The sequence below is a fragment of the Marinimicrobium sp. C2-29 genome, assembly GCF_038419845.1.
In the GTDB taxonomy this organism is placed as follows: domain Bacteria; phylum Pseudomonadota; class Gammaproteobacteria; order Pseudomonadales; family Cellvibrionaceae; genus Marinimicrobium.
In genome coordinates, this window is sequence record NZ_JBCAQT010000015.1 from 48,400 (window position 1) to 64,908 (window position 16,509).

The 16,509-nt window shown below is 60.2% G+C and carries 11 protein-coding genes; 9 read left to right on the forward strand and 2 right to left on the reverse strand.

Features of this window, described 5'->3' with window-relative positions:
* Window positions 1-61 precede the first annotated feature (61 nt).
* Together AAE484_RS14615 and AAE484_RS14620 are read right to left on the reverse strand one after the other, a co-directional pair.
* Window positions 62-775: an anti-sigma factor gene (locus AAE484_RS14615; RefSeq protein ID WP_341939158.1), complete on the reverse strand. Its 714-nt coding sequence runs from the start codon at window positions 773-775 to the stop codon at window positions 62-64.
* Entirely contained in the window at window positions 748-1,323 is a 576-nt protein-coding gene (locus AAE484_RS14620) for an RNA polymerase sigma factor (protein WP_341939159.1), read from the reverse strand. The genes AAE484_RS14615 and AAE484_RS14620 overlap by 28 nt, the downstream gene beginning before the upstream one ends.
* A 202-nt stretch (window positions 1,324-1,525) precedes the next feature.
* Here AAE484_RS14620 and AAE484_RS14625 point away from each other — a divergent pair, with 202 nt between their 5' ends.
* The 9 genes from AAE484_RS14625 (at window position 1,526) to AAE484_RS14665 (ending at window position 16,443) form a co-directional block, all read left to right on the forward strand.
* A complete protein-coding gene (locus AAE484_RS14625; protein WP_341939160.1) occupies window positions 1,526-3,994 on the forward strand; it encodes a glycosyl hydrolase in 2,469 nt (822 codons plus the stop codon).
* Between the two features lie 169 nt (window positions 3,995-4,163).
* The gene (locus tag AAE484_RS14630) at window positions 4,164-7,205 is read left to right on the forward strand and encodes a TonB-dependent receptor (protein WP_341939161.1); all 3,042 of its coding nucleotides are present in this window, start codon (window positions 4,164-4,166) and stop codon (window positions 7,203-7,205) included.
* 160 nt (window positions 7,206-7,365) lie between these two features.
* A complete protein-coding gene (locus AAE484_RS14635) occupies window positions 7,366-8,094 on the forward strand; it encodes a SapC family protein (RefSeq protein ID WP_341939162.1) in 729 nt (242 codons plus the stop codon).
* On the forward strand, window positions 8,078-9,649 hold the full coding sequence (locus AAE484_RS14640; RefSeq protein WP_341939163.1) for a tryptophan halogenase family protein: 1,572 nt from the start codon (window positions 8,078-8,080) through the stop codon (window positions 9,647-9,649). Before AAE484_RS14635 ends, AAE484_RS14640 begins: the two co-directional genes overlap by 17 nt.
* A gap of 32 nt (window positions 9,650-9,681) precedes the next feature.
* Window positions 9,682-11,187, forward strand: coding sequence for a tryptophan halogenase family protein (locus tag AAE484_RS14645; protein WP_341939164.1), 1,506 nt, complete (start codon window positions 9,682-9,684; stop codon window positions 11,185-11,187).
* A 9-nt stretch (window positions 11,188-11,196) separates the two neighbouring features.
* Window positions 11,197-11,922 (forward strand): DUF6445 family protein, encoded by a 726-nt coding sequence (locus AAE484_RS14650; protein ID WP_341939165.1) that lies wholly within the window; start codon window positions 11,197-11,199, stop codon window positions 11,920-11,922.
* A complete protein-coding gene (locus tag AAE484_RS14655) occupies window positions 11,919-12,731 on the forward strand; it encodes a cupin-like domain-containing protein (protein WP_341939166.1) in 813 nt (270 codons plus the stop codon). Before AAE484_RS14650 ends, AAE484_RS14655 begins: the two co-directional genes overlap by 4 nt.
* A gap of 89 nt (window positions 12,732-12,820) precedes the next feature.
* Window positions 12,821-13,624 (forward strand): polysaccharide deacetylase family protein, encoded by an 804-nt coding sequence (locus AAE484_RS14660; RefSeq protein WP_341939167.1) that lies wholly within the window; start codon window positions 12,821-12,823, stop codon window positions 13,622-13,624.
* A 308-nt stretch (window positions 13,625-13,932) separates the two neighbouring features.
* The gene (locus tag AAE484_RS14665; protein ID WP_341939168.1) at window positions 13,933-16,443 is read left to right on the forward strand and encodes a glycoside hydrolase family 3 N-terminal domain-containing protein; all 2,511 of its coding nucleotides are present in this window, start codon (window positions 13,933-13,935) and stop codon (window positions 16,441-16,443) included.
* Window positions 16,444-16,509 lie beyond the last annotated feature (66 nt).

Sequence of the window (16,509 nt, forward strand, 5' to 3'; positions counted from 1 at the left end):
CTGTCAGAAGGGCGCCTGCGGCAGCAGAGGTGCCCTTTCATCAATAGATGTGCCCTTAAGTTTAGCTGGTTGTCAGGCGAACGCAGGCGCCCCGGGCCAGAGTCCGCTCACTGGGCTCGTCCAGTGGCGAGCCACCGGGCTCTTCTTCGGTCAGCAGCAGATACTCGGCGTCGACGATCAGTCGCCGGGCCGCCTGATCCAGTGCCAGAGTGCGCCGGTCGGGATCGTCGAAAACCGCCAGAGAGCGGGCCTGACCGTCGCGCCGGGACACGGCCCAGAGCTGCACGCTGCCCTCAGTGTCGGGGTAGGTTTCCCACTGGAGCCAGAGGGTTTCGCCCCCCGCAAGGGTCATGGCCGTGAGTCTGGGCTGTCCCTCGGAGTCGGCCAGAACCGCCACATAGTCGCTGTTGGGAGCCGCCGGCGGGCTGTCCGGTGGGTCGTCCGGTTGCCATAACAGCAGCGGCAGGGCGAGCATCAGGAGCAGCGCGGCCATGGCGCCCCAGTGCCAGCTCAATGTGTAGCGCTGTCGCCGGGCCGGTGGCCCGCTCACCCGTTGCTCGATACGCTCCCAGGTGTCGGGCGTGGGCGGGCGATCGGATCCGGAGGGTTGCAGAGCCATGAGTTGCTCCTCCCAGAAATGAACTTCCCGCGCCAGCTCCGGCGTTCGGGACAGGGCCCGCTCAAAGGCGGCGCGCTCGGCGCCCCGCAGGGTGCCCAGTGCGTATTCGAAAGCGCGCGCGTCCGGCGCTACTGTCCGATCCGGGCTTCCAGGCATCGCCGTAACCTCTCCGCGCCCCGGTGCAGCCAGGACTTGATGGTGTTGGTATTGGTGGTGAAACGCCGGGCCAGCTCTTCCCGGGACCAGCCTTCCAGGTAGGCCAGGGCCACGGCGTCCTGAATCCGCTGGCTGAGGTTGGCAAAGCACTCCGCCAGAAAGGCCTGAACCTCCCGTTGCTGTACCCCCTGCTCGGGGCCGTCGGAGCCCGACATCGAGTCCAGGGGGTCGAGGTCCGGTTCGGCTAGGGTCCGGTTGGCGGTGTGTTTCGTTTCCCGGCTCAGCAGGTCCAGCGCGCGATAGCGCACGATACTGGTCATCCAGGTCCTGGGACGGGCGATATCCGGGCGGTAGCGGTCGGCGTTCTGCCAGATCTGGACAAAGGCATCCTGCAGGGCCTCCTGACTGAGCGCGTCCGAGCCGACGATGCGGTAGGCCACGGCGTTCAGATAGCCCCCGAGGCGTCCGAACAGCTCCTTCAGGGCCCGCTGGTCACGGATGGCGCAGCGGCCGATCAGTGCCACCAGAATTTCGTCGTCAGAATCCATAATCCGTCCGGTTGTGAGGTGATTGGGTGCGCATTACCTCCGATACGGCATACGGTGACAAAAGTTGCAGCGCTCGCCCCGGAAAACCACTTTCTTCAGGTCCCAGTTTAGCAAAGCGGCAAAGTGGGGCGACGCGGGGGAGCGGCTTCAGGTTTGATGGGATCCACAGTCGGTCTGCCGGCGGTGGGTTCCAGAACCGATAATGGATAATAACAGCGAGGGCGGCGTGTCCCGGGTGAGAGTAGCAATCAGTATGTTGGCGTTGTGTCTGCTGGCGAGCGGCTGTCGGTCGCCGGATGAGCACGGCGCCGGTTCCGTCAGTGCCAGCGTTCATTCCCGCAGTTATCAGTGCGAGCGCAACAAGAGCGGAGCCGAGTTGACCAATGCCGGGGTGGTGCACGCCCAGGTCGCCTCCTGCAGCGGCGCCCTGCGTCCGCAGCCGCGCCAGCCCCAGTTGGCGGCGCCGGCGGCCCGGGAGCCCACCATGGCCCACCGCTGGTGGGGCAATGCGACCTTTTTCGGTGAACACGCCATTGATGATCCCGACGGGGTGGGTCATATCACGCCAGATCCGCTGATGGCGCGCATCACCGAGCGGGGCATGCGCCTGATGGGCATACCGGCCGGCCTTCAGGTTGAGGGTAAGGGGGTGACTTACCCGGTTCCCGAACCTCTGAAGGAGGTTTTCGACGGTATCGCCATTGCCAATGATCAGTTCGAGCGCCTGAATGCCTACGTGGGTGACCACAGTGATGGCAGTGTGTCCGTGGAATGGCGCAGTAGCCACCGACCGGTCATGTCCGCCACCTTTGTACAGGGCTCGCCCTACGTCTATCTCAGTGTGTTCCGCGGGGATCTGCTGTTGCGTACCCTGGAAGCCGATGGTGAGCGCAAGGGCATTTTCTACCGGGATGACAACAGCCTAGGGGTCTGGACCGATGTCGCCGGGCAGAAAAACCACTTCCTGCTGACCGGACACGGCGAGACCCGCTTCACCGGTGAGAGCGGCTCGGAGATCATCGCCGCCAGCCGGAACAGCCACTTTACCCTGACCTGGCTGCCCGAGACCGAGGGTGGCCCCCCGGCAAAGATGATCCGGGACTTTCTGGCCCACGCCCGCCAACCCGTGGACGAGGTCCGGGTGGATTATGAGGTGGACCCGCAGACCTACCAGGTCAAGGTGGTGCACCGCTACCGCTATCAGGGTGAAGCCGTTGAAACCCTGGCCGGGCTGCAACCGTTGCACTGGAAAAACAGTGAGCAAGCGCTTACGGACTATAAAACCCGCAGTGCCCGTGGGGTGGTACGTTTCGCGGTAACCGACGGCTTTGACTATTCGCTCCCCCATGTGGGGGTGCTGCCGGGGCTGCCGGCCGGGCTGGGCGAGTATGAACCCGAGCGCCTGCACGCGCTGATTCGTGACTTCCTCGCCCGGTCACCGCAGGAGTGGAACTCCGCCACCGATACCTATTTCGCCGGCAAAAATTACGGCAAAGTGGCCGAACTGGCGCTGATCGCCCGCGAAGAGGGGCTGAAGTCCGAGGCGGACCGGCTGCTGGACTGGCTCAAGTCCGAACTGGAGGACTGGTTTACCGCCGATCCGTCCAAAGAGTCCAGGTACTTTGTGTACGACGACCTGTGGAATACGGTGTTGGGGGTGGATGAATCCTTCGGCGCCCACCAGGCCCTCAATGATCACCACTTTCACTACGGTTATTTTGTGCGTGCGGCCGCCGAAATCTGCCGGGTCGACCCGGGCTGGTGCGCCGAGGACCGCTGGGGGCCGATGGTCGAACTGCTGATCCGGGACTATGCGGCCGGGCGCGATGATCCCCAGTTTCCCTACCTTCGCCACTTTGATCCGGCCTTCGGGTTTTCCTGGGCCTCCGGTTCCGCCAACTACCTGCTGGGCAATAACAACGAATCCACCTCGGAGGCGGCGACCGCCTATGGCGCCATGGTGCTCTATGGCCTGGTGACCGACCAGCCCGACCTGGTCGAGCGCGGTGTCTACCTGCAGGCCTCGACGGCCGCCACTTTCTGGGAATACTGGAACGATATAGATGGCTATCGCGGGCGTCCATCCGTGCACCACAATTTCCCCGAGGCCTATGACAAACTCACCACCTCCATCGTCTGGGGAGCGGGTCACGTCTTCACCACCTGGTTCAGCGACGCCCGCGCCCACATCCTCGGAATCCAGGGGTTGCCCCTGAGCCCTCTGGTGCTTCATCTCGGCTTGCACCCGGATTATCTGCAGGACTACGTCGCCCTGGGGCTGTCGGAGTCCGCCAACGGCAAGCCCTCGGGGCTCAAGGATGGACACTGGCGGGACGTCTGGTGGAATATCTGGGCCATGACCGACGCCGAGGCCGCACTCGAGGATCTGGCCGCGCATGGAACGGACTATGTGCCGGAAGAGGGCGAAACACGGGCGCATACGTATCACTGGGTCCACGCCTGGCGCGAATTGGGGCACCTGCGCTCCGGCCGAGGAGATTTGACCGCCGATTACCCGGCGGCACTGGCCTTTGAGTCCGACGCTCATACGCTTTATCTGGTCTACAATTTCAGTACCACTGAACGGACAGTGACTTTCTCTGACGGAGTCCGGCTCAGGGTGGACCCGGGAGCCTTCGAAATCCTGAAAATGCCGGCACACGGGGGCTGAGCCGGCGTCTCGCTTTAGAAATCGTAAAGTGAGACTGGCCACCTTGAGGTGTGTCATCAAAGTGGGACGACGCAAAGTGGCGGCATGAGGATAGTGTTGACTGAGCGGCCTACCCATCACGGCTGCATCGGTAGCACCTATAAAATTATAACGGTTTGAGGATTAGCATATGACCAACAACAGCAGTTTCAAGCGCAAGCTCATTGCCTCTATTGTCGCGTCCTCCGCGCTCACGGGCATGACCAGCGGCGCCCTCGCTCAGGAAGCTGAGGATGCGATGCTGGAGGAGATTGTCGTCACCGGCATTCGCGCCAGTCTGACCCGCTCCATGGATATCAAGCGGGACTCCCGCGGTATTGTGGATGCCATCTCCGCCGAAGACATCGGTAAGTTCCCGGACACCAACCTCGCTGAATCGCTTCAGCGTATTACGGGTGTCTCGATTAACCGTCGCGATGGTGAAGGCGCCAAAGTGACTGTTCGTGGCCTGGGCCCCGATTTCAACCTGGTGACCCTTAATGGTCGTCAGATGCCCGGCGCGACCATCAATGCCACCTCTGCCTCCGGTTCACGGTCCTTTGACTTTGCCAACCTGGCCTCGGAAGGTGTGACCGGCGTTGAAGTCTATAAGACGGCCCGCGCTGACGTACCTCCGGGTGGCATGGGTGCTACCATCAACATCCTGACACCGCGCCCGCTGGAGCTTGATTCCCGCGCCTCAGTCGGCATCAAGGGTGTTTACGATGACTCCTCAGTGGATAGCAGCCTGACACCGGAAATCTCGGGTATATTTACCGACACCTACGCCGACGGTAAATTCGGTGTGGCGGTCACTGGCAGCTACCAGGAGCGCCAGGGTGGTTCCGCTACCGCGCAAATCGGCACTGGCTGGCGCTCATTCCCGGGCACCGTGGTGCAGGACTGGAGTGGCGAGCCTGGCGTGACCAATGAGTGGGGCGGCATTGATTTCGCCAACGGCAACCACCGCAACCAGCCAGCGGCCGAAGACGTCTACTCTACGCCCCAGCAGATGGGCTATGCCTTTACCGAGTTTGAGCGCAAGCGGACCAACGGACAGCTGACTCTGCAATTTGCACCGAATGAGGACCTGACCACCACCCTGGACTACACCTACAGCAAGAACGAGATCGATTCCGAGTACAACGACGTGGGTGGTTGGTTCAACTTCGGTGGTCAGAGCACCATCTTCACTGACAATGAGTCGCCCGCGGTTCAGACGCCGCTGCTCTACTCGGAGAACATGGACGGTGGCGACCTGCCGTTTGGTGTGGGTGAGCAGTCCTCGCTCTACGAGAACAACTCCATCGGCTTCAATGCCGAGTGGAATCCCATCGAGCCGCTGACTCTGTCTATGGATGTGCATAGCTCTGAGGCAGAAGCCCGCCCCAACAACCCTTACGGCAACAGTGTCGGCATCGCGACTTCTGCCTATATTCGCGACCAGACCACGTTGAACGTCAAGGGCGATATGCCGGTTCTGATCCTGGACATCGTGGATGGCGCTGGCGGTAGTGCTCTGCGTACTGAAGACCTGCAGGTTTCCGGTAGTTTCTTCCGCAACAGCCAGATGAAACACGAGATCGACCAGATTCAGCTCGATGGTGAGTGGGAATTCAACGATGCCATGCGTCTGCAGTTCGGTATCGCCCGCACCGAGAGCGATTATCGTTCAGCCTTCTCTAACGTCCAGCGTGACAGCTGGGGCGGTTTGGGTGAAGCCGGTGATATGCCGGCGGACTTCTTTACCCGCGAGACCATCCTCGATCGCTTCGACAAAGAATACGCCGAGACGACAGCGGAAGAGATGGAGTTCCTGGGTGGCTCCAACACTGCGCCGTTGAATGAGCGGTTTGCGTTCAACTTCCAGGACGTGCGTGATTTCGCCGCGGCGAATTATGACGACGGCTCCGGCCCGGCGAGCTGCGCTGAAGGCGGTTCTTATTACTGTTCTGTCGCTCCTGATGAGTTCAATGAGATCTATGAAGACTCGGATAGCGCTTACGTTCAGTTCAACTGGGACACCTACGTGGCCGAGATGCCGCTTGGCGTGAATGCCGGTGTTCGCTATGAATCCACAGAAGTGAGCACTCCGGCCAGCACCCAGAGCTACGGCCCGATCGAGTGGGTTGCCGCCAACGAGTTCACCATGCCAAAAGTGGGTGGCGCAGAGCCTATCACTGATTCCGGTGAATACGACTTCACGCTCCCCTCTCTGGACCTGAGCCTGGAAGTGGTTGAGGACGTGATTGTGCGCGCTTCCTACGGCCAGAGCATTGCCCGTCCGAACTGGTTGGATCTGCGTGGTGGCACCAGCTACAGCCAGGGCGTCCGGGTGAACGGGGGCACGGCAAGCCGCGGCAACCCCGGCCTGAAACCGTTCAAGTCCGACAATTTCGATCTCTCGGCAGAATGGTACTATGGCGAAGCGAGCTATGTGTCTGTGGGCTACTTCCAGAAAGAGGTCGAGAACTTCCTGGGTTCCCGCGTAGTGCGTGAAGACGCACCGCTGGAAAACACGCCCCATCCGGCGATGGGCGAGCGCGCTCAAGCCGCAATCGACAGTGGCATTGAGCCGAATGATGTCGGGGGCATTCGCCAGTATATTTTCGACAACTTTGCCGATCCGGAAACCGCCTACATGAACGACAGCGGTAATATCGTGATTGTCGGTATTCCCGGTGAAGACCCCAATTCGCCGTTTGATGTCACTGAAACCGCCAACTCTGACGAGGTCGTCGATATTGACGGCTGGGAATTGGCCGTGCAGCACAACTTCTGGGATACTGGATTTGGTGTGATTGCCAACTACACTCTGGTAGAGGAAAGCACCGAGTTTGACAATCTGGTGCTGCGTGATCCGCAGTTCGCCATTACCGGTGCCAGTGACACCGCCAACCTGATTGCCTTCTATGAAAAAGACGGCTGGCAGGCGCGGATTGCCTACAACTGGCGTGACTCCTTCCTGGCCTCAACCGCGTCCGGAACGGGCAACAACCCGATCTACGTGGACGAATACAGCCAGGTGGATTTGAACGTCAGCTACGATGTGACCGATAATCTGTCCGTGTTCTTCGAGGGGCTGAATGTCACCGAAGAAAGCGGTCGTAACTACGGTCGTGCGAACGAGCAGGTTCTGGGCTTCTTCCAGGGCTACGCTCGCTACAACATCGGCGCTCGTTACAGCTTCTAAGCGAGAGTGGGTGAATTGGGTGGCAGTCTCTGGTATACGTAGAGACTGCCACCCGGTTGATGCAAGGAAAGCCGCCGCTGTTGGGCGGCTTTTCTGTCTCAGCTCATACGACCAGCTGAATCGTTTATTACTATAAACACAAAGAACGAGGTGCCTTTAGGTGAAAACCGTATTACTCAACAGTGAGCAGCACCGTGACCTGCGTGTGGACAATCACTTCCGCCGCGAATACGGTGATGCGGTCATGTGGGGCCAGACTTTCTCCCCGGAGTTTCGGGCCGTACAGGCGCACTATCCCATATTGTTTCAAAAAGATCCGAACAGCGGGCGCTTCTTCTCAGTTGCACTGTTTGGACTGGAGCAGGGTGAAAACCTGTTTCTCAAAGATGACCGGTGGGATGCCGGTTACATTCCCCTGATGATGCAGCGCGTGCCTTTCTCCATCGGCACCTATCCCGGCGATGACGGCGACGAGCCGCGCCGCATGATGCACATCGATGTGGACCATCCCAAAGTCAACACCGAAACGGGGCCCAGACTCTTTGAAGAGCACGGCGCCAATACCGATTACCTTGATCGCGTCTCCGGAATGCTGGAGGCGATCCACGTCTGGCATCAGCACGACCTGGCCTTTATCGACACACTGGTTGAACTGAAGCTGCTGGAACCGGTGACCATGGACATTACCCTGGAGGATGGCACGAGCGGCCAGTTGATGGGGTTTTATACCGTTCAGGAAGACCGCCTCAAAGCCCTGAGTGGCGAACAGATTGCCCGATTGCACGAGCTCGGCTTCCTGGAGCCCATCTATATGACGATGGCGTCCATGGGGAAAATGCCCACCCTGATTGAGCGTAAATCGCGGAACGATCATGAGCGCCAGCAATAGCGCCATCGACCAGATTGTCATTGTCGGTGGAGGCACAGCCGGCTGGTTGACGGCGGGCCTGCTCGCGGCGGACATGCGGCTGGACCCTCGCCCCAATAGGCGGATCACGCTGCTGGAGTCGCCGGATATTCCCACCGTGGGCGTCGGCGAGGGAACCTGGCCCTCGATGCTGGAGACCTTGCGGAGCATTGGTCTGTCCGAGACCGAATTCATTCGCGAGTGCGATGTCAGTTTCAAGCAGGGCTCGCGTTTCCAGAACTGGTGCCGTGGTGAGGGCGAGCGGTACGATCACCCGTTTACGCTTCCGGCCCAATATGGTCGGCTCAATCTGGCGGAGCATTGGTTGCAGGCGGGTGGTGATATACCCTTTGCTTATGCGGTCAGCCCGCAGTCGGCGGCTTGTGATCAGGGGCGGGCGCCCAAGCAGCTCGCCACCCCGGAATACGCCTTTAACCTGAACTACGGTTACCACCTGGATGCGGGCAAGTTTACCCGTCTGTTGCAACGCCACTGCGTGGAGCGCCTGGGCGTGGTTCATCACCTGGGCGAAGTGACCGGGGTCCAATCCCTGGACAATGGCGATATCAAGCACCTGCACCTGAAGTCCGGCGAGACGCTGGCCGGTGATCTGTTTATCGATTGCACCGGTATGGCGTCGCGCCTGCTCGGTCAGCACTATCAGGTGCCCTGGGTCAGTCAGCGCTCCGTACTGTTTAATGACTCGGCCCTGGCGGTTCAGGTGCCTTATTCCACGGAGCAGAGCCCGATTGCGTCACAAACCCTGAGCACCGCCCACGCGGAGGGCTGGATCTGGGATATTGCCCTGCCTACCCGACGCGGCGTCGGTGCGGTCTTCTCTTCTCATCATATTGATCAAGACAGCGTGCATGAGCGTTTGGCGGCCTATGTGCAGAACACCGATTCAGGCGCGAGGCTGAGTGACCTGTCACCGAGATTGATCCGTTTTGATCCGGGCCATCGTCAACGCTTCTGGCAGAACAACTGTGTGGCGATCGGCTTGTCGGCAGGATTCATTGAACCACTGGAAGCCACCGCCCTGGTGCTGGTGGAGCGCTCGGCCCAGTTCCTGGTACAGCAAATGCCGGAAAATCGGGAGGAAATGTCGGTGGTCTCCCGCCGTTTCAATCAGCGCTTCAGCCGCCACTGGGACAACATTATCGGTTTTCTGAAGTTGCACTATGTGCTCAGTGCGCGGGAGGATTCCGACTACTGGCGGGATCATCGCGCCGAGGAAAGCGTACCGGATGAATTGACCGAGCAACTATTGCTTTGGCGCTCCCGTAGCCCCTGGACCTGTGACAGCCTGTATCGGGAAGAACTGTTTCCCTCCGCCAGCTACCAGTACATTCTTTACGGGATGCGTCCGGACCATACCGCCACGGCCGGGCTGGAAAGACGGGTACGACAATCCGGAGCGGGCGCGCACGCCGCTTTTCACGAGAACGGGATGGAGACCCGAAAACTCCTGCAGGGGTTGCCGGATAACCGGACCCTGTTAAATCATATTCGCCAGCACGGCCTCCATACCGTGTAGACACGATTCGCTCAAAGTGAGCCGAGGTAAGCATGACTGAAAGCATCAAACGCATAGTGATTGCCGGGGGCGGAACCGCCGGCTGGATGGCAGCCGGACTCCTGTCGCAGACGCTCGGAAAGAATCTCGATATCAAGTTGGTGGAATCCGATGATATTCCGACCGTAGGCGTGGGCGAGGCCACCATTCCGCCATTGATGACCTTCCACAAAATGTTGGATATAGATGAGCGGGAGTTTCTTGCCGAGGTGAACGGTACCTTCAAACTGGGCATTTCGTTTGAAAACTGGCGGGAAAAAGGTCACAAGTACATTCACTCCTTTGGCTACGCCGGCAAAGATTGCTGGGCCTGCAGTTTCCTGCATTTCTGGTTGGCGGGGAAGGCCAAGGGAATCGATTACGACTACGGCGACTACTGCGCTGAGTTGCTGGCCTCGCACAAAAACAAATTTGCGGTGCTGCCCAATGGCCGGATGAACTACGCCTACCATATGGACGCGGGGCGCTATGCGGCGTTTTTGCGTCGACGCAGTGAAAAACTCGGTGTTGAGCGGGTGGAAGGCAAAATTGAACAGGTCAATCTCAATCCGGAGAATGGCGACATTCAGTCGCTGACCCTGGCCTCGGGCCAGCAGGTCGAGGGTGACTTCTTTATCGACTGTACCGGGTTTCGCGGGCTTCTGATCGAGCAGTCACTGCACGCCGGCTTTGACGACTGGTCGCACTGGCTGCCCTGCGATCGCGCCCTGGCGGTACAGACCGAAGCGGTGAGCGAGCCGATTCCCTACACCCGCTCCATGGCCCATGATGCCGGCTGGCAATGGCGCATTCCGCTGCAGAATCGGGTAGGCAATGGCCTCGTGTACTCCAGTCGTTATATGAGCGATGAGCAGGCCCGGGAAACTCTACTGAACAATCTGGAAGGGGCGCCGATTACCGACCCAAAACCGATTCAGTTCCGTACCGGTACCCGGCGCAAACACTGGGTGAAAAACTGCCTGGCATTGGGCCTGGCCAGTGGTTTCCTCGAACCGCTGGAATCCACCAGCATTCACCTGATTCAGCGCAGTCTGGTCCGGTTTGTCCAGCTGTTTCCCGCCAGCGGGCAGATGGTTCAGTCGGACATTGATGAATTCAACCAGCAGACCAAGCTCGAAGTCGAACGTATTCGTGACTTTATTATCATGCACTACAAAGTCACCGAACGGGAGGACACCCCTTTCTGGCGGTACTGCAAGCAGATGGAGATTCCGGCCGCGCTGCGGCAACGGATTGACCTGTTCAGCGATTCGGCCCGGGTGTTCAAAATTGAAAACGAGCTGTTTGGCGAAGAGTCCTGGATCCAGGTAATGATGGGGCAGGGGATCATCCCCAAGGCCTATCACCCGATGGCCGATGTGATGACCGAAAAAGAGCTGGCGGACTTTCTGAAGAAGCTCCGTCAGTCCACCGAGCAGCTGGTCGCCAAGTTGCCATCGCACCAGGCGTTTATCGACTACTATTGCAAAATGCCCATGGCCCAGGCAGCCAACAGTTAAGAGACGCTTATGGCGGCAACAGCGCAGTCCGATTATGCCATTCTGAATGCCGAAGCGCAGATCGTCCGTATCGGCGCCGAGCAGACGCCGGTGATCGTATTGGACAATGTGCTCGGTGACCTGGAAACATTGAAACGGGTTGCCTGTGAGTGGGCACCGTTTTCGAGCGAAGGACAGGCAGGTTACCCCGGCGTTCGCGCTAACCTGCCTGCAGATTATGGACGCTGGGTTTTATCCCGGCTGGAACCGTTGATTCGCGAAGTGTACAAGGTGCCAGAGCATTTCCGGGGGCGTTGTATCCACCAGCTGTATTCACTGGTGACAACGCCCGAGTCCGAATTGGCCGTGCTCCAGCGTGTTCCTCATTATGACACACGCCGAGGCTTCTACTTTGCCATCATGCACTACCTGAATCCGGGCCCCTTTGGGGGCACTGGGTTTTTTCGCCACAGGCCGACCGGTTATGAACGAATCACGGATGAGCGGTTTGAGCATTTTGTGGGCGAGGCCGAGCGGCATATGCGCGAGCACGGTGCTCCTCCGGCGCGCTATTGTCAGGGCAGTGATGCGCACTTCGAGATGATTCACGAGGTGGACTACCGACCGGACCGATTGCTGATTTACCCGGGGAGCCTGTTCCACAGCGGATTGATTCAGGCCGACCGTGATCTGAGCACCGATCCGGCCGTTGGACGATTGACTGCCAACCTGTTTCTGGATTTTGATGCCCCATGACTGTTTCCATTGATGTAACCGAAAGCAATCAGCCGGCAACACCAGGAGCCCGGAAGGTGGTCTGCTGGAGCCGGGAGAAGGCCCTGCGCACCGACTTTGAGCAGGCCCCGCCGGAACAACCGGTGTTGCTCAAAGGGTATGCGAGCCATTGGCCCATTGTTGATGCCGCACGACGGTCACCCGAGGCCGTAGCCCGTTATCTGCTGCCCTTCGATGCTGGCAAGCCGCTCGAAGCGATGATTGCCGACCCCAGGGAGCAGGGAAGGCTCTTTTATTCACAGGACCTGAGTGGCTTCAACTTTACTCGCATGAAGGGCTATCTTCCGGATGCGCTGTCCATCCTTGCCTCGCAGTCCGGGAAAGCCAGGCCGGCCGCTTTTTACGTGGGTTCCACTTCAATTCCGGAATATCTTCCGGGGCTGGAAGCGGTGTGCCGCTTGCCGGGTATTTCCCCGGACGTGATCCCTAACCTGTGGATGGGCAACTCCACGCGGGTCGCCACGCACAACGATGCGCCCGAGAACATCGCCTGTGTCGCGGCGGGTCGACGGCGCTTCACCCTGTTTCCCCCGGACCAGGAAGAAAATCTGTATATCGCGGATACGCCGCATACGCCCGGAGGCCGCCCGATCAGCCTGGTAGACCTGCGCGCGCCGGACCTGGATCGCTTTCCCCGCTTTACCCGCGCTCTGGAAACGGCGCAGGTGGCCGACCTGGAGCCGGGGGATGCTCTCTACCTGCCCCGTCACTGGTGGCACAACGTGGAAGCCTTTGGTCCGCTCAATATTCTGATCAATTTCTGGTGGTAGGACCGAGAGGTTGCGCGGGCTTCTTTCGCGCCCGCCGCCGCAAGAGTTCGTGCCGCCTTCAGTCTGTACTTCATTACCGGTTATTGCTTATGAAGAATCTGCGTTTCCGGGCCTGCGGGCTCATGGGGCTGTTGTTATTGTGCTTGCCGTTGTCTGTCACGGCAGAGTCGTCCACCTGGCCCGGTGGTGCCAGAGCGGCGGTCAATCTTGCTTATGATGATGCCCTCGCCTCGCAGCTGGATTACGTGGTTCCCGACCTGAACCGCCACGGTTTTCGGGGCAGCTTCTATGTGCCGGCAGCCGCGCCGTTACTCCTGGAGCGTCTGGAAGAGTGGCGCGCAGCGGCCGCACAGGGGCACGAGCTGGGCAACCACTCGCTGTTCCATCAGTGTGACAAGCAGCGTCCGGGACGCGATTGGGTGGCGCCTCACCGGGATCTGAGTCAGGTCCCGGTGCAGGCATTTGCCGAGCAGGTCGCGCTGGCCAACGATTTTCTGTTTCTGGTCGACGGTGAAACCGAGCGGACTTACACGCCCCCCTGTGGTGATGTGCAGGTGGGCGACAGGGACTATCTGACACCCGTGAAGCCGCTCTTCCTGGGGGCGAAAGCCATTGGTGCGGGCGGCGTGACGCCCTCGATGGAGTCACTGGACCGCTTCGGTATTACCGTCGCGGTGCCCTCGGAGGTGTCCGGTGAGGAGCTGATCGCGGTGGTTGAAGAGGCGGCGCGCCGGGGCACCATGGCCAACTTTACCTTCCACGGTGTCGGTGGTGACTATCTGTCGGTCTCCCGGGAGGCTCATACCGCACTGCTGGAGCACCTGGCAGCGCACCCCGAGCGCTACTGGGTGGACAGTTTCGTCAATATCATGCGCCACCTGCAGGATCACTGACCACTATTCCACCTAAGTGTAACCGCCCGCAACCAGCGGGCGTGCGAGTCCCACCTTTGCCCGGTCAGCGCCACTGCAAAGTGGCAAACACCACCTTTCCATCCGTCCTCAAAGTGGGACGACCCCTTCCGGCCACCGGTCAACAATGGCATCACGGACGAGCGTGGGACTTGTCCGGGTTATCGAACGACGTGGTCTTCTGGCATGGGCTGTCAGGCGTCGCTCTGAACTCTCCTTGAAAAAGCTTGGCTCCGCGCGGGCGACCCCGGGGCCTTTTTTCCCCCATACGAATAACAGCGAGATCGACAATGAAGAAACCCTTGACCCTCTGGGTCCCTCTGACACTGGCGGTGCTGGTGGGGTGCAACGGCCCGACCAGCAACAATCCATCCGAAAGCAGCTCCGGCGCCACGCTCTGGCCTGAGCATCCGACCCCGCTCGAGAATCCGGGTGCCTACGAGGCGGACATTGAAGCCTTGCTGGCACGTATGTCTGTCGAGGAAAAAGTGGGCCAGATGATTCAGCCCGAGCTGCGCAATGTCACGCCTGATGACGTCAAACGCTACCACCTGGGTTCTGTCCTCAATGGCGGTGGCTCTTTCCCCGGCGGCGACAAGAATGCCACGGCCGATGACTGGCTGGCCCTCGCCGATGGTTTCTATGAGGCATCCATGGACGACAGCGATGGATTTGCCGCCATTCCCATTGTCTGGGCAACGGACGCCGTGCACGGCCATAACAATGTCAAAGGGGCGACCCTCTTCCCTCACAACATCGGTCTGGGCGCCACCCGCAACCCGGACCTGATCCGTCAGATCGGCACCGTTACCGCACGGGAAGTGGCCGTCACCGGTCTGGACTGGAACTTTGCCCCGACTCTGGCCGTTGCCCGGGATGATCGCTGGGGCCGGACCTATGAGGCCTACGCGGAAGATCCGGAGATTCTCTACGATTACGGCAAGGCCATGGTCGAAGGGCTGCAGGGCGCGCCCAACACAGACGAATTTTTCGGGCCGGGCCGGGTGCTGGCAACGGCCAAGCACTACATCGCCGATGGGGGCACCGAAGGCGGTATCGATCGCGGTGATGCCACCTTCCCTGAAACCGAACTGCGCGATGTCCACGGCCCCGGCTATTTCGGTGCTCTGGACGCCGGCGTGCAGACGGTAATGGCCTCCTTCAGCAGTTGGCAGGGCAAAAAGCTGCACGGACACGGCTACCTGATGAATGACGTGCTGAAGCAGCGCATGGGCTTTGATGGCCTGATCGTGGGTGACTGGAACGGGCACGAATTTGTCGATGGTTGCCGTCAGGACTCCTGCCCCCAAGCGGTCAATGCGGGTCTGGATATCTTCATGGTACCGGATCAGTGGCGAGCTCTGCACGCCAATACCGTTGCACAGGTGGAGTCCGGTGAAATTTCTGAAGAGCGCCTGGATGATGCTGTGCGTCGCATACTGCGGGTCAAATTCCGTGCGGGCATGTTTGAGAAGGGAACGCCGTCGGAGCGCCACTATGCCGGGCGCGACGATCTGGTTGGTGCTGACGCGCATCGTGCGGTGGCCCGTCAGGCGGTACGCGAAAGCCTGGTGTTGCTCAAAAACCAGAATCAGATATTGCCGCTGAACCCGAGCTCGCATCTGCTGGTCGCCGGCGATGGAGCGGACAATATCGGCAAGCAGTCCGGTGGCTGGACCTTGACCTGGCAGGGCACCGGTAACGAGAAAGAGGATTTCCCCGGGGCCACCTCGATCTATGACGGTATTGCCCAAGCGGTCGAGTCGGCCGGAGGCTCTGTCGAGCTGGACGTGGAAGGTAACTTCAGTCAGAAACCGGACGTTGCCATTGTCGTTTTTGGCGAGGATCCCTACGCGGAAATGCAGGGCGATCGTGCGGATGTGGATTACGAGCCCGACAGTGATCTGGCTCTTCTCAAGCGGCTACGTGCGGATGGGATTCCCGTTGTCTCGGTATTTCTGACCGGTCGTCCTCTCTGGGTCAACCCGGAGATCAACGCCTCGGATGCGTTTGTGGTGGCCTGGCTGCCGGGCTCCGAGGGGGCCGGCGTTGCCGATGTCCTGGTGGCCGATGCAGAAGGGCAGCCGCGCCACGACTTTATCGGAAAGCTCTCGTTTTCCTGGCCCGCCCGCGCCGACCAGACGCCGCTGAATCGCGGCGATGGCCAGACTCCGTTATTCGCCTACGGCCATGGGCTGACGTACGCGGACGAGGGCGACCTGGCACCGTTGTCAGAAGAGAGCGGGTTGTCGGAATCCGAAGCGCAGACCGTATTGCCACTGTTTGATAACCGTCCGATGGAGCCCTGGCAATGGGTGCTCAGCGATGTCACCGAGCGTGCCCGGGTTGTCACAGGCAGCGGTGCGAAGCTTCCCGGCATCGAAATCCAGTCCGTTGACCGACAGGTGCAGGAAGACAGCCGCGCGGTGCGCTGGACCGGAACAGGCCCGGCCGAGGTGGCCCTGCGTTCTCCGGGGCGTGCCGACCTGAGCGCCTATGCCAGCGAAGCCCACTTGCGTGTCGACGTCAGTGTCATCAAAGCGCCCGCTGCTGAGGTGTCACTGGGTATGCGTTGCGGGCAGGACTGTCTTGCCAGCGTAGATGTGACCGAGTGGCTTACGGAGGCTGAAGATGAGGGTTGGCAGACACTGTCGGTTGACCTGAGCTGTCTGGTTGAGGCGGGCGTGGATCCTTCCATGGTGCTGTCGCCTTTTTATATGACGACTGAAGGCCCCCTACAGATCAAGCTGTACAACGTTCGACTGGAAATGGATTACCAGGGGCAAGGACTATGCCCGTAACGTCGACAATTTAAGCGTCGGCTGATGCCCCCGGGACCGCTTGCTGTCGCCCGGGGGCAACACAAT